The 14,464-nt window shown below is 61.7% G+C and carries 9 protein-coding genes and 1 pseudogene; 3 read left to right on the top strand and 7 right to left on the bottom strand.

Going from position 1 to position 14,464, the window contains the following annotated elements:
- Positions 1-11 precede the first annotated feature (11 nt).
- The 3 genes from H3T88_RS03420 to metG form a co-directional block, all read right to left on the bottom strand.
- A complete protein-coding gene (locus H3T88_RS03420; protein ID WP_198203573.1) occupies positions 12-1,850 on the bottom strand; it encodes an ABC transporter ATP-binding protein in 1,839 nt (612 codons plus the stop codon).
- A 226-nt stretch (positions 1,851-2,076) separates the two neighbouring features.
- On the bottom strand, positions 2,077-5,097 hold the full coding sequence (locus H3T88_RS03415) for an HAD-IA family hydrolase (RefSeq protein WP_198203572.1): 3,021 nt from the start codon (positions 5,095-5,097) through the stop codon (positions 2,077-2,079).
- 225 nt (positions 5,098-5,322) lie between these two features.
- Positions 5,323-7,194, bottom strand: a complete 1,872-nt coding sequence (gene metG, locus H3T88_RS03410) for a methionine--tRNA ligase (RefSeq protein WP_015021232.1) — start codon at positions 7,192-7,194, stop codon at positions 5,323-5,325.
- A 397-nt stretch (positions 7,195-7,591) separates the two neighbouring features.
- On the opposite strand from metG, the gene H3T88_RS03405 reads away from it, so the two are divergent.
- Both H3T88_RS03405 and H3T88_RS08690 read left to right on the top strand, forming a co-directional pair.
- Complete coding sequence (locus tag H3T88_RS03405; protein ID WP_052108385.1) at positions 7,592-8,068, top strand: hypothetical protein; 477 nt, start codon at positions 7,592-7,594, stop codon at positions 8,066-8,068.
- Positions 8,065-8,526, top strand: a complete 462-nt coding sequence (locus H3T88_RS08690) for a variant leucine-rich repeat-containing protein (RefSeq protein WP_232347121.1) — start codon at positions 8,065-8,067, stop codon at positions 8,524-8,526. The genes H3T88_RS03405 and H3T88_RS08690 overlap by 4 nt, the downstream gene beginning before the upstream one ends.
- Here H3T88_RS08690 and rsmI read toward each other — a convergent pair.
- The gene (gene rsmI, locus H3T88_RS03395; protein ID WP_198203901.1) at positions 8,490-9,443 is read right to left on the bottom strand and encodes a 16S rRNA (cytidine(1402)-2'-O)-methyltransferase; all 954 of its coding nucleotides are present in this window, start codon (positions 9,441-9,443) and stop codon (positions 8,490-8,492) included. The two genes, H3T88_RS08690 and rsmI, sit on opposite strands and share 37 nt — an antisense overlap.
- Positions 9,444-9,669: 226 nt before the next feature.
- On the opposite strand from rsmI, the gene H3T88_RS03390 reads away from it, so the two are divergent.
- Entirely contained in the window at positions 9,670-11,226 is a 1,557-nt protein-coding gene (locus H3T88_RS03390; RefSeq protein ID WP_033511991.1) for a dolichyl-phosphate-mannose--protein mannosyltransferase, read from the top strand.
- Between the two features lie 181 nt (positions 11,227-11,407).
- Here the strand turns inward: H3T88_RS03390 and H3T88_RS03385 are convergent.
- From H3T88_RS03385 to H3T88_RS03375, 3 genes and pseudogenes are all read right to left on the bottom strand, one after another.
- A pseudogene (locus tag H3T88_RS03385) lies at positions 11,408-11,593 on the bottom strand (class I tRNA ligase family protein); the annotation flags it as partial.
- A 476-nt stretch (positions 11,594-12,069) separates the two neighbouring features.
- Complete coding sequence (locus tag H3T88_RS03380) at positions 12,070-13,692, bottom strand: extracellular solute-binding protein (RefSeq protein ID WP_198203571.1); 1,623 nt, start codon at positions 13,690-13,692, stop codon at positions 12,070-12,072.
- A 97-nt stretch (positions 13,693-13,789) separates the two neighbouring features.
- Positions 13,790-14,461, bottom strand: a complete 672-nt coding sequence (locus tag H3T88_RS03375) for a YesL family protein (RefSeq protein ID WP_198203570.1) — start codon at positions 14,459-14,461, stop codon at positions 13,790-13,792.
- Between the last annotated feature and the right edge of the window lie 3 nt (positions 14,462-14,464).

Below are 14,464 nucleotides of genomic sequence, written 5' to 3'. Positions count from 1 at the left end.
CTGCTGATGTGTCAGAATCCTGCCGACTGTCCGGATTGCAGCCCCAACTGCTTGCGGTATATCCGGTAGTAGCGGCCGTGGGCGTGGACCAGATCCTCATGGGACCCGCGTTCCACGATCCTGCCGTGGTCCAGGACCAGGATCAGGTCGGAATCCTTGATGGAGGAGATCCTGTGGGCGATGGTGACCATGGTCCTGGTGCCCTCCATCTCCTGCAGATGCCGCTGGATGGTGGCCTCGGTCTCCATGTCGACGGCCGATGTGGTGTCGTCCATGATCAGGATGGCCGGGTCGTCAGCCAGGGCCCGTGCCAGGCTGAGCCGTTGCTTCTGTCCACCCGACAGGCCAACCCCGCGCTCGCCCACCACGGTGTCATAGCCCTCGGGCATCCGGTTGATGAATGAGTCAGCGCCGGCCATGGAGGCCATGGTCCTGACGTACTGCTCGTCGTCGCGGTGAGCTCCGAAGGCGATGTTGTCGCCGATGGTGTCCGAGAAGAGGAAGGTGTCCTGTGCCACGATGTTGACCTGCCGCCGCAGCAGGTCCAAAGGCCACTGCCTGGCGTCGATTCCATCGATGAGCACATGGCCCACGGTTGGGTCGTAGAAGCGGGCCACCAGGCTGACCAGGGTGGACTTGCCCGATCCGGTCTCCCCCAGTATGCCCAGCCGGGTGCCGGCCGCCACGTGGAAGTCGATGTCCTTGAGGATGGGGGTCTCCGGGTCGTCAGGGAAGGCGAAGCTGACATGGTCGAAACGGATGTCCCCGCGAATCCTGACCGGGTCACCGGTCTGCTCGCCGTTGACCTTGGCGCGGACCTTGGCCGCCTGGACCACACCGGCCTGGGCGTTCTTGCGCTCGACGATCCTGGGCTCGGCCGTCAGCAGCCGACGGATCTTGACACAGGAGGCGTTGAAACGCTCCACATCGTTGATAAGCCAGCCGGACTGGCGCACCGGGCCGTCAATCATCCACAGGAAGCTGTTGAAGGAGACCAGGGCACCCAGGGTCATCTGCTGACGGATGACCAACCAGCCACCCAGAATCAGGGTAATCAGCTGGAGCATGTAGGAGCAGCCGTCCAGCCAGGGCATATAGGTGCGGCTGTTGCGGGCGGAGTCCATGTTGCGCTGCATATAGTCATCGTTATGCCGATCGAACTTCTCGGTCTCATAGGGCTCGCGGACGAAGGCCTTGACCACCCGGTTGCCCTCGATGTTCTCTTCGACCATGGAATTAAGGGATGCCAGGGAGTTGCGGATGGCATAGAAGAGCGGGTGGGCGTGCTTGGAAAGCTGCCAGGTGAAGTAGAAGAGGAACGGCGTCACGGCCAGCAGGGCCAGGGCCAGCCGCCATTCGATGGTGAACATGACGGCCAAGGAGCCGGCGAAGAGGCAGACGGCATCCAGGATGTTGTAGGAGACCCAGGAGACGAAGTGGCGGATGGCATCGGTGTCCGAGGTCATCCGGCTCATGATGTCGCCATTGCGGGTGTGATTGAAGTAGGTGAAGTCCATGTCGTGGAGCTTCTCGTACTCGTCGCTGACCAGTCGATAGATGGTGTTCTGACCGAAACGCTCCATGAACATCTGATAGCCGTAGCGGCAGACGCTGCGCCCGAGGGTGACGGCTATCATGGCGAAACAAAGCCTGGGCAGCCGGTCCTCGTGCCCCTGGCCGATGACCTGATCCACGATCATGCCCGCCAAAATGGGCATAAGCATGACCAGGACCTTATCCCCCGCAAAGAGCAGGAGGGCGGCGGCTATTCTACCGGCGTCCGGCCTGCAGTAGGGGAGGATCCATCGAAGGTTGTTGCTGTGCTGATTCTTCGCAGAATCGACATACATTGGAGGACACCCTCACGTTCCCTGTTGAACTTCGCTGATCTGGTCTCTTCTCATTGCCGTGACCGTCCGGGAGAGTGACTGACCGATGATGACGCCCGGCTATGTTCCCCGCCTCTGCAACGCCGCGCATGTCCGCCCTGGATTCGTCAAGCGTTGCCTATTTTATTGGAGCCCGGAGCAGATGCAACCCCGGATTCCGGGCGTGTCTAGGCCCGGAATCCGTAGGTCATATATGGCGGGGATGCCCCTGAACCAGAAGGTCCAGCTCCGGTCCCGACAAGCGCTTCAGATCGACACCGTCTGTCGTTACAGCAACCTGGAACCTGGTGCCCCGCACCTCCAGCTCGTAGGTCAGCGAGCGCCAAGAAGAAGGCAGGCGGGGATTAATGCTCAGCGCGGTCCCACCGGTGTCGCGCAGGCCTCCAAAACCACAGACCAGACTGGACCAGACGCCTCCGCAGGCGGCCAGGTGGATGCCATCGGTCGTATTGGCATGCAGGTCGTCCACGTCCGTAAACAAGGACCGACGGAAGTACTGCATGGCCAGCTGATCATGCCCCACCTCGGCGGCGAGGATGGACTGGGAGGCTGCAGACAGGGTCGAATCCCCGGTGGTCAGCGGATCGTAGTAGTCGAAGTCAGCCAGCTTCTGCTCCGGGGTGAACCAGGAGCTGAGCAGGTAGAGGGCCATGACCACGTCGGTCTGCTTGAGCACCTTGTGCCGGTAAATGACCAGCGGATGGTAGTGCAGCAGCAGGGGCCTGGCCGTGAACTGGCCGAAGTGCCAGCGGGGGCGTTGCATGAACTGGGCATCCTGGGCATGGACACCCTCCTGATCGTCGAAGGGGACGAACATGGCCTCGGCCGCACGAGACCACTTGTCGGTCTCAGCGTCGTCGAAGTGCAACCTTTCACGGATGGCGCCAATCAGGTCGGAGTGCTTCTCGAGCAGGTGCCGGTAGGCCTTGTAAGCAGCCAGAAGGTTGAACCGGGCCATCTGATTGGTGTAGAGATTGTCGTCGACCAGGACCGTGTATTCGTCAGGGCCAGTCACACAGTGGATGTGAAAACGGCCGTCCTCCTTGTAACGCCCCAGACTCATCCAGAGACGGGCCGTCTCAACCAGGATGTCGATGCCCTCGGCCTGCAGGAAGTCTTCATCGCCGGTGACCTGCACATACTGGGCCACCGCGTAGGCGATGTCGGCATCGATATGGTATTGGGCCGTGCCCGTAGGGAAGTAGGCGGAGGCCTCCTCGCCATCGATGGTCCTCCATGGGAAGAGGGCGCCGTTCAGGTTGAGCGCGCAGGCCCTGCGCCTGGCGGCTGGCAGCATCAGGTAGCGGTAGTGGAGGACGGCTCTTGCCCGAGCAGGCGCCGAATAGATCAGGAAGGGGAGGATGTAGATCTCGGTGTCCCAGAAGTAGTGGCCGCTGTAGCCGGATCCGCTCAGACCCTTGGCGCCCACACCGTTCTCGATCTGGGCCGTTGACTGGGCCAACTGGAAAAGTTCCCAGCGCACCATTTGCTGGGTACGACCGCCATCATCGGCCTGGATGCGGATATCCTGCCGCTCCCAGAACCGATCCAGCCATTCCCGTTGGCGATGCTCCAGCTCATCCAGAGAGAGGGTGCTGACCTCCTCCAACCGATCACGGCAGTCCTCGACCAGATTCCTGGTCCCCTCGCCCCGGGTCTGCACGACCAGACCGTTGCCGCTGGTACCAGCCGGAAGAATGGGGTGGCTGCGGTAGACAGCGTAACGGACCAGACGGGTGGAACCGCCCTTGGGCACATCCATACGCCAGCCGGATCCCTCGACAGGTCGGCCGTCCCTGAACTGCCGGACGCCCAGGGCCAGACTGAGCCGTGAATTATTACAGCGAAAGACCCTGCAATCCGCACTCAGCTCACCGTAGACCGCATTGTCCAGCACCTCGTGAATTCCACAGCCGTCCACAAAGGTCGACTTGCGGGGGTCGCTGGAATTGACATGTCGGGGGTTGTCGGCGTTGACCGGCCCCTCGACCACCACAGCCATGTCCCGGTCGGGTGACTCAACAGTCAGCGTGCAAACGGTCAGGCTGCGGTCATAGAGGCAGACCATGCGGGTGAGCACGGTCTTCAGATGGATGCCATGGCCCAGATCATACAGATTGGCGGTGGTCGCGATTCCGGTTCGGAAGTCCAGACGCTGAGTGGTCTTCTCCGGTCGACCCAAGGGCAACCCCTCCACCTTGAGGGTGAAATCCGAAGCGTCGGGCACTCCCTGAATCAGCTGGCCAACCTTGGCATATCCGTAGGCGCTTTCGGGATGGGCTATCCGGAAGGTGTCATGGAAACCGCTTAGGAAGGTGCCGTTGCCCAGGCACCGCTCCCCGCCGCCTTCGCCCCTGACACCGACGGAGCCGTTGGTGACCGAGAAGACTGTGGCACTGACCGCATCAGGCCGACCGACCTCGCTGAGCCCCCACTCCTCCACAGGGAAGCGATTCTCATCCAGACTGGGGTCTTCCCCCTGCCCACGCTCGCTGGCATCGTCGTCGATCAGCTCGATCAACTGATCCACCACCAGGTCCGCACCCGCCTTGAGCAGCTGCTCGCGGCCGGCGCCCCTGTTTACGCCCACGACCAGTCCGAACCTGCCCGCGTGACCCGCGGCCACGCCAGAGAGGGCGTCCTCGACCACAACGGCATCCTCATTGCGCAGGCCCAGCACCTTGGCCGCATAGGCGTATGTATCCGGGGCAGGCTTGCCCTGAAGACCCATCTCGTCCTTGAGATTGCCGTCCACCACAGTGTCGAAGTATCCGGCGATTCCAGCAGCCTGGAGGACTTCGGCCGTGTTGCGCGAACTGGATACCACAGCCAGACGTTTCTTGTCAGCGCGCAGGTGCCGAAGCAGATCCACTGTGTCCGGGTAGGGATCGATGCCCTTCTGCTTCAGCATCCGCTCAAAGGTCACGTTCTTGCGATTGCCGTATCCGCAGACGGTGTCGAGCTGCGGATCGTCATTGGGGCTGCCCCAGTCCAATTCGATACCCCTGCTGCGCAGCAGGGCGTCGACACCGTCATAGCGGGGCCGGCCATCCACGTAAGCGTAGTAGTCCTGCTCCGTATAGGCCGGGACGTTCCCGGGCAGGACCTGATCGAACAATGCCTTCCAGGCGGCCTTGTGCAGGATGGTCGTGGGCACCAGCACCCCGTCCAAGTCGAAAAGCACACAGGCGAATTGGGCAACTTTCATGGTTTCTCATCCTATGAGTCTTCCATGACGAAAGAACCCGGCGGTTCTGAGAACCGCCGGGCGAGAAGAGAGAGAAGAAGGGGTTCAGTTATCGGGGCCGCATGACCCCCATCGGCCAGTACCTCAACCGACAGAACAAATATAACCAGCGCTACCTTGGAGGAAGTGCCCGAAAACCTCAAAGTTTTCTGTGAATCACGGATACCGTCCCAGGCGTGTCGACTGTTACTTACCCTGATCGCCCAGCTTAGCCTGCTCAGCCTCGAACCGGGCGCGCTCCTTGGCTTTGCGGCGGTCAAGCTGCTCCTGGAAGCGATCCAGCTCTTCCTGCACGGCCTCCTTGGGAATGCGGGGGAAGATAGGTGTGGGTCGATCGATCGGCGTGCCGTCCCTGAGGGGCTCGCGCGCCCAAGGATGGACCGTCTCCCCCAGCCGGTAGTCGCCGGTGATGATGGGATAGTGGAAGTCGGACCGATCCAGGTCGTCAACCTCCTCGACACGGGGCAGGGGCGAGAAAGTGCCCTTGCCGCCCATGGTCTCCCAGACCTGCTGAGAGGCATGGGGCAGGAAGGGGGCCAACATCGTGTTGGCATCCAGTACGGCCTGGGCGGCAGTATGCAGAACGGCAGCCAGTCGATTCTGGTCATCCTTAATTTTCCAGGGCTCCTGGGCAGAGATGTACTTGTTGATGTCACCCACCAGAGCCATGGCCTCGACAAGGGCGGCCTTCTGACGATGGTGCTCGATCAAGGATCCTACAGTATCGAAGGCCTGCAGACTGCGATCCAGCAGGGCACCATCCTCCTCGGTCAGCCAGGATTGCTCGACGGCGGGGATACTGCCGAAGTCCTTGTTGAGCAGGTTGGCCACGCGATTGACCAGGTTGCCCCAGGAGGCGGCCAGCTCCTCGTTGTTGTGCCGGACGAACTCCGCCCAGGTGAAGTCCGAGTCCGAGGTCTCCGGTCCGGCGATGGAAATGTAGTAGCGGACTGCATCGACCGGATAGCGTGCCAGGATGTCCTTGACATAGATGACGATGCCCCTGGAGGAGCTGAACTTCTTGCCCTCCATGGTCATGAACTCGCTGGCCACCACCTGCTCAGGCAGGTTGAGCTCGCCGTAGGCTCCCGGCTGCCCGCCCTTGGAGCCCTGGCCGTTGTATGCAAGAATCTCCGAGGGCCAGATCTGCGAGTGGAAGGTGATGTTGTCCTTGCCCATGAAGTAGTAGCCCAGGGCTTTGGGGTCGTTCCACCACTTGCGCCAGGCCTCGGGATCGCCCTGACGGCGGGCCCATTCGATGGATGCCGACAGGTAGCCGATGACGGCATCGAACCAGACATAGAGCTTCTTGTTGGGGTCGTCGACCCAGCCGTCCACAGGCACGGGAATGCCCCAGTCGATGTCGCGCGTGATGGCCCTGGGCTTGACCTCCTTGAACAGCCCCAAGGAGAAGTTGAGCACGTTGCTGCGCCAGCCCCTGCGGGTCTTCAGCCAAGCCAGGTTGGCCTCGGCCAGAGCGGGAAGATCCAGGAAGAAGTGCTTGGACTCCTCAAACCGTGGCGTCTCCCCATTGATCTTGGACACAGGGTTGATCAGCTCGTCCGGATCCAGCTCGTTGCCGCAGTTGTCACACTGGTCGCCGCGAGCGCCATCGGCGCCACAGATGGGGCAGGTCCCCTCGATATAGCGGTCCGGCAGGGTTCGGCCGGTGGAAGGCGAGATAGCCACCTTCTGCTGGCCCTCATAGATGTAACCATTGGCCCGGCACTGGCGGAAGAGCTCCTGGACCACCTTCTCATGATTGCCGGTCGTGGTCCTGGTGAAAAGGTCATAGCTGAGCCCCAGATCACACAAATCCTTGACAATGACCCGGTTGTAGCGATCGGCGATCTCCTGGGGGCCCACTCCTTCGGCATCGGCCTCCACAAGAATGGGAGTGCCGTGCTCATCAGTCCCCGAAACCATAAGGACATCATTGCCCTTCATGCGTTCGTAGCGTGCATAGACGTCCGAGGGGACGCCGAACCCAGCGACGTGGCCGATGTGACGGGGCCCATTCGCGTAGGGCCAGGCGACGGAAACAAGGATATGACTCATACCAGCAAGATTATCGACTCAGGCCTACAATCCCCCTGCTCGTCCACAGGGCTGCAGCCGAGCAAGGAAATTATCCACAAGTACACAAATTTTGGCCCTCCCTCAGGCAAACCCGGGCACAACCATTTACAGTCGAACCATGAATCGAGAACACGCGCTCGGGGGAGCGACGTGGACGCCTACCAGTGCCCTTGGCGCCAGCCGCCCCCCTAGAGCTACTACCAAGCCGCCAAGTCGACCACTACAAGCCGGGGCAGCGCCGACACACACCCGCGGCCGTCCGACTACTCCCGAATTGGCGGCCCCAGCCCCTGAACCCGAACCGCTGCCCAGTCTGATCCGAACGGAGGATCTGCCCGGTCCGCTCAGTCTTAGGCTGCTGGTGAATGAAGGAATCGTGACCTGTCTGGACCAATCATGCTGCTACCTGAACGAACAGGCGGAGGGACTCTACGGTCGCGCCTCCATCGTCACGCCCATGGTCCCATACGGTGCAGCGGCATGCGGCGGGCTGGCGCTCTGGATATGGATCAACGGCCAATTCCCCGATACGCTGGACATCATCTCCAACTCCCACTTCCGCACTCCGGTTCACGGCAGGCCTCTGCGGCCCCACCAGCGCCAGCTGGATGCCCGTTACCTGATGAAGCTTGGGAAGCTCTGGGTGACTTCGCCGCTCTGGACGGCCTGTGATCTGGCCTGCGATTCTTCGGGCCAATGCAACGGGGAGGAGACCATGGCGGTTTTGCATGAGCTCATGGAGCGGTATCAGGTCAGCTGTGGATCCTGCGAGGAACTTCTATCCTCCAATCCGCGCTGGCCTGGCCACGCCCAAGGACTGGAGACCATAAGACGACTCAGGGCGATTCTATGAATCAGGAGATGAGGGGTGACCGACGCTGGCATGGCCATCTTCGACACCGGGAACGGAATCGGGGCCGTCGTGGATTCTCCGCCGCTGAACGCATGGCCCAACTCATGACCGCCCTCAGTAACCGGTCGCACCTCGCGGCAGAAGACAATTTGAGCCAAGACGAGCCTTATAGCCTGGAACCAATGGCCCAGGTGCACACCCCACCGCCAGAGCCTCCCCTGGTGCCAACGGCCTTGATGGCCACAGACCCCGAGACCGATCCGAGCATCCTCTGGGCCATCGCCCGGGAAGAGCCCCGGCTGCGTCGATGGCTGGTAGCCAATCCCGCCGCCTCGCCAGCCTTGCTGGAGGCCGTCTCCCAGCTGGGCGGGCCTGGTGTACGCAGGGCACTGGAGGTACTGCTGGAAGAGGGGAAAGGGGATCAGTCCTCTTTATCCTCTTCAACGGCCAAGGCATAAATCCTTTTGCGATCGGGCAGGCTGCCATCGGCCAAGGGATGCTCGACAGCTATCCTGGCGATGGCCTCCTTGAGCCGCAGGCCCTCGGATCGGGCCAGGTCACGAGCCAGGACTGCCAGCTGCCGGTCATCCATGGCATCCGGATCGTTGCGTCTGGCTTCCAGGGCGGAAGCGCCGGCCACGACCAGGACCATCTCGCCCCTGGGAGGATCCTCCTGAAGGGAGTGCACAATGTCGCCGATGGTGCCCCGCCGGATCTGCTCATGCTCCTTGGTCAACTCCCGGCAGAGGGCCATGAGCCGGTCGGGGCCGAAGACCTCCTGAAGGTCCTGCATAGCCTGATCAATGCGGTGGGGCGTTTCGTAGAAGACCATGGTCCGCTCCTCGCTGCGCAGGGTGCGCAGATGCCGCAGCCGTTCCTGGTGTCGGCGGGGAAGAAACCCCTCGTAACAGAAGCGGTCAGTGGGCAGACCGGAGAGGGCCAGGGCATCCAGCACGGCGCTGGGGCCGGGCGCACAGGTGACCGGTATGCCTCGTTCGATGGCCCGCCTGACGATGGCCATGCCCGGATCGTTGATGGTGGGCATGCCAGCATCCGAAACCACCAGCGCACAGGCTCCGTCGCGAACCTGGTCCAGGATGGGATCAGCCATTCGCCGCTCGTTGTGATCGTGATAAGCCAACACCCTGCCGCCTACGCGCACCCCCAACCGGTTGGCCAGATCATAGAGCCGCCGCGTGTCCTCCGCAGCCACCAGGTCCGCCGACTGCAGGAGCTCCACCAAGCGTGTCGAGGCATCGCCAACATTGCCTATTGGCGTGGCCGCCAGCACCACTGTTCCACGTGAAACACCGGACGAAATCGTCTCCTCATGACTTTCTCCGCCCGGTGTATGTCCATCGCTCCGGCCATTCATGCTGCTCATGCCTTTAGTATGGCCTAATCTAGGGGTGATGACATCTTTGGTAGGGCTTTCTTCGCAGCATCGCTCCTCCAGACACGGTAGGCACGCCGCCCACCGGTCCGGTCGCCCTGCCATGCTGTCCATCTTCAGCGGGCCCAAAGGTCAGCATACCAAGAGAGGGATCAACTGGATTCCCCGGCTCTCCCATCGGGAAAGCGGCTGGCTGGCCTGCATACTTATGGCGCTTCTGGGCGGGCTTCTGCGGTTTGTGCGGCTGGGCAGTCCTCGCGCCATTGTCTTCGACGAGACATATTACGTCAAAGACGCCTGGACCATGCTGATGACCGGCGAGCCACGCAACTGGCCGAAAACAGCCGGCCCGCTTGATCTTCCCATAGACCAGATCTTCGCCCAGGGACACACCAGCGGCTGGCTGCCCCAGGCCGGATACGTGGTCCACCCACCGGTAGGCAAGTGGTGCATCGCCCTTGGTCTCAAGCTCTTCGGTGGAGCCGGCAATCCTTTCGCCTGGCGAGTGGCCACTGCCTTGGCCGGCACCATCGCCATCCTGCTGCTATGCCGTGTCGCCCTGCGCCTCTTCCACAACCTGCCCATCGCCCTGACAGCCGGCTTCCTCATGGCCATCGACGGTCTGGGCATCGTCATGAGCCGTACCGGTCTGCTGGACAACTTCATCATGATCTTCGTCCTGGGAGCCTGGCTGTGCCTGATGGGCCATCGGGATTGGGCTCGGGCCAGGCTGCGACAATCCTGGGCCAAGGATCAGGCAGACTTCCGTCTGCACTACCGGGTGAAGGTCATTCAGTCACAGGGGCATCCAGGGCAGGAAAGCCGTGTCGAATTGCCCGTGGCCACTACCGGCCCCTTCATCGCCTGGTCCTGGTGGCGTACCGGCGCCGCCCTGCTGCTGGGGCTGGCCACCGGCACCAAGTGGTCAGGGGCCTACTTCTTCGCCGTCTTCGCCCTGATTTCAGTGCTCTGGGACGGATGGGAGCGCCATCAGGCAGGGTATGGATCCTGGCTGCAGAGTGCAGTGTTCAGGGACGGGCTGCCGGCGGCCTTGCTTATGATCCCCGTCTGGGCGGGAACCTATCTGGCCTCCTGGACGGGATGGTTCCTGCACGGCGATTCCTTCATGCACAATTGGGCGGCCCAGCACCCTGGCCAGGGTCTGACCTGGTTGCCTGAGGGGCTACGGTCCCTGGCTGAATACCACCGGCAGATGTGGCACTTCCACACCACCCTGCATACCCGCCACCCATACATGGCCAACCCCCTGACCTGGCCCCTGCAGATCAGGCCCACCAGCTTCTACTGGCAGAAGATCACGGGCTTCCCCGGCCTGTGCGGACTGGCCAAGGACTCCCCCTGCGTAGCCGCCGTCACCTCCCTGGGCAATCCCCTGACCTGGTGGCTGGGCAGCATCTGCGTGATTCTGGCCATCTTCATCGCCGTTGTGGTCAAGCACGGTGATTGGCGCATCTGGGGGGTGTTGGCAGGCTTGCTGGCCGGCTGGCTACCCTGGATGCAATACATGAACCGGACCACCTTCACCTTCTACTCCATCGTCATCCTGCCCTGGATGATCCTGGCAATCTGCTATGTGGCCAACTGGCTACGGCAGAACTCGGACAGCGTCCTCTACCGGCAGACCATGATCATGGGCCTAACCCTGCTGGGCCTGACCTCAGCCTTCTTCTACCCGCTATGGACCGCCATGCCCATCCCCTATGACTTCTGGCGCATGCACATGTGGCTGTCCAGCTGGATCTAAGACAAAGGCAAGGCGGGTCGGACAAGGATGCCCGACCCGCCTTGCAACAGCGTTTGGATACCGTCATACTCAGACAGCTCGATCGCTGATGATTTGCGCGTACCCCGGACCGCAATCCTTCCAGATCCGCTCCTGGGTTTCATAGTCGTCTGATCAGCCCAAAGCGTTTAGTTCAGACCAGAGCCCATTCGATGGATGCCGACAAATAGCCGATGACAGCATCGACCCAGCCGTCCACGGGTACGGGAATGCCCCAGTCGATGTCGCGCGTGATGACCCGCGGCTTGACCTCCTTGAACAGCCCCAGGGAGAAGTTGAGCACATTGCTGCGCCAGGCGCTGCGGGTCTTCAGCAAAGCCAGGTTGGCCCCGGTACTGGCGGAAGAGCTCCTGGATCACCTTCCCAAGATTGCCGGTCATGATCACTCCAGCAAAAACGCTGGCAGTCGGCCAATGGCGCAAGAGGGCAACCCACCGGGAGAAGGCAGAGCCCGGCGGGCAGCCCCCCCTGTTCCGTGAATCCGACAGCCTCTGGGGGGGGGGGGGGGGGGGATGCCATGCATGCCCTCAGTCTGCATCGGATAGGTAGTGTCCAACCGGAGGGGAACCAGAGAAGAACCGGAGAATCCGGACTATTGACGGCCATAGACCCGTGTACAGAAACAGCCGAGCTTTGACGGATGGCCTGAGGCGGCCCTGAACTCAGACGGCGGTTTGTCGCCAACCCGGCCGCCTCATCGGCCCTCCCGGGGACCATATCGTGTAGTTGGTGGCCCCGGGGTTCCGACGGACCCTGGAGACTCTCCTTGGATAACTGGAGGACTCCAGGGTACGCCTGCATCCGTCAGTTCTTGGAGTAATACTGGTCGTAGGCCTTCTGCACCAACTTGATGTTCTGATCCAAATTGGCCTTTTTCAGGGTCTGCACATAGTTGTCCCAATCCTGGTCCACACCACCCTTGGTCACCCACTGGGCGAACTTGGTCATAGCGGTGTTCATCAGGGTTGTGTTGTTGTTCTGCATGGTGGTCTGGTCCTCGGAGGAATACTTGAGGGCACCCGGAATGACATCCAACTTGGGATCCACATGGGCCAGAGCCGGCTCAAGAGGCTGCTCCTGGCCCTTGACCTCCTCGAGATCCGCCGGCAGCTCGATCTTGAGATTCGGACGTATCCAGTAGGGAGAGTCATCAGCCAGGGTCTCCGTCCACTTCCAGGTGGAGGGGTCCTTGGTGGAGTCAGCAGGCGGCAGGACCTTATAGGAGTCCGGCCCTGTCTTCTGCACATCCGTGCCCAGATCACCCCAGAGCATCTGCAGGGACATGTCCTGCCCGTAGAAGGCATTAGCCACCTTGATGGCGGTCTCCTTGTTCTTGCTCTTGGCCGAGACCACCAGTGCGAACTCGCTGTAGTCCAACCGGTCCCCCTGGGTGTCGTAGACCAGCTCATCCGGGTTCTGGTCGGCCTTGGCCTTCAGCTGGGGCATGGCCACATACTGACTGGCCAACTTGTCACCAAAGCGATCGGAGGCCGTCCACCCCCAGGTGAAACCGATCTTGGCCTTGTCGCCCTGTCCTCGCGCGGTGGACTGGGACTTGGAGTAGTCGTGGGTGAAAGCGTCCTTGGCGATCAACCCCTCCCCCCAGAGCCTGTTGAGGTACTGAATCAGCTCCTTGTAACGGTCATCGGTCAGGAAGGACTTGACCTTGCCCTTGTCGGCATAGTAGCCCTGGCCGCCACCTACCGAGGTCACGATGCCAAGGCTCCCCAGCAGGAGGGTCGGCTGATAGTCACCGAAACCCCCGGTACCGGGAGACTGGAAGTCAAAGGGGATCTCGTCGGCCTGCCCGTTCCCATTGGGGTCCTTGGTCTTGAAGGCCTTGAGCACCTCCTCAAGCTCATCCCAGGTGGTCGGCACCTTCAGGCCCAGCGTGTCCAGCCACTGCTTGTTGATGTACATGTGGCTGACGGCCTTGGGCCAGATACCCTTCTTGACGGCGGGCAGGATGTAGATCTTCCCGTCCGGCATGGAGACCACCTGCTTGGCCGTGGGGTCGGTATTGAACATCTTCTTGACATTCGGCATCTTGTCCAGGTCCTGGCTCAGATCCTCGAAGAGCGTGCTATAAGTGGCTATGTCCGCCAGGTTGATCCCCTTGAGAATGAGGTCGGGCACATCGCCGGCCGCCAGCATGGCCTGCTTCTTCTGGTCCCAGTCCGAGCTCGCCTCCTGCCAATGGATTTCGCAGCCACACTCCTTCTCCAGCTGCTTGGGCCACTTCATCTCGGATATCTTCTTGGTCAGAGGGTGCTTGGCTACGGCTATCGTGATGATCGGCTGGCCCTGGGCATTGGTGGTGGGCTCCTTGGAACCGCCGCAACCGGCCAGCATCATCGACATGGCCATCGTCATGGCCCCTATGGCCACCAGACGGTTCCTGAACCTGTGTTTCCCGAACGAACTCATGATTCGCTTCTCCTTGTTCGACATTGAACTTCTCTGCTTACCCCGGGCCCATGCGCCGATCGCACCGGTCCAGGCGGTGTACTTAATGACGGATCCGTCACTCTCCTTTCGTTGCCATCTCGCCCTGTGCGCCCCGGCGCATCCGGACGGAAAAACCGTCGAGCCTGCCGTAGAACCAGACCGCCGACGACGACAGGAGGCAGGGTAGGGCAGGCCCGAAGACTACGGCCAGGCCGGGCCAGGACCAGCAGGCAAAGGCCATAAGGGCCAGACCGAAAGCCAGGACCACACTCATCCAGGGACGCGCCAGAACCATCTGGACCGACCTGACCAGAATCCAACCGACCCCCTGGTCGTAGAGGGCGAATAGGACCCAGGACAGGGCAGTGGCCAGAATCATGAAGACCATGAGGCAGAAGAGGATGCCGGAGACGAAAACCCCGACCCTGCCTGTCCGGTGAAAGTTGACGATCCAATAATCCCCCAGCAGGAGGGCCCAGATGGCCGCCTGTGCCCAGCCGAAAATGTTGGCCCCCCTGAGCTCCCTCTTCCACAGACGATGGAAGGTCCGCCAGGTCTGAGCGATCCCCCACTCCCTGTCCTCATCTGTCAGCCACCTTCTGAAAACCCCGCAGGTTGCGGCCAGGGAGGGGAAGAAGCCTAGTAGGACAAGCCCCATGATGGTGTGTGCCAGCAGGGCCAGGTTGGTGATGAAGGCCACCAGGACCAAACGGGCCGCCTGCTCGTATCCGAGGGCGAATCTTTGCATGCT

The sequence above is a fragment of the Bifidobacterium sp. W8110 genome (assembly GCF_016101375.1).
In the GTDB taxonomy this organism is placed as follows: Bacteria; Actinomycetota; Actinomycetes; order Actinomycetales; family Bifidobacteriaceae; genus Bombiscardovia; species Bombiscardovia asteroides.
This window is presented reverse-complemented; position numbering and strand designations above follow the sequence as displayed.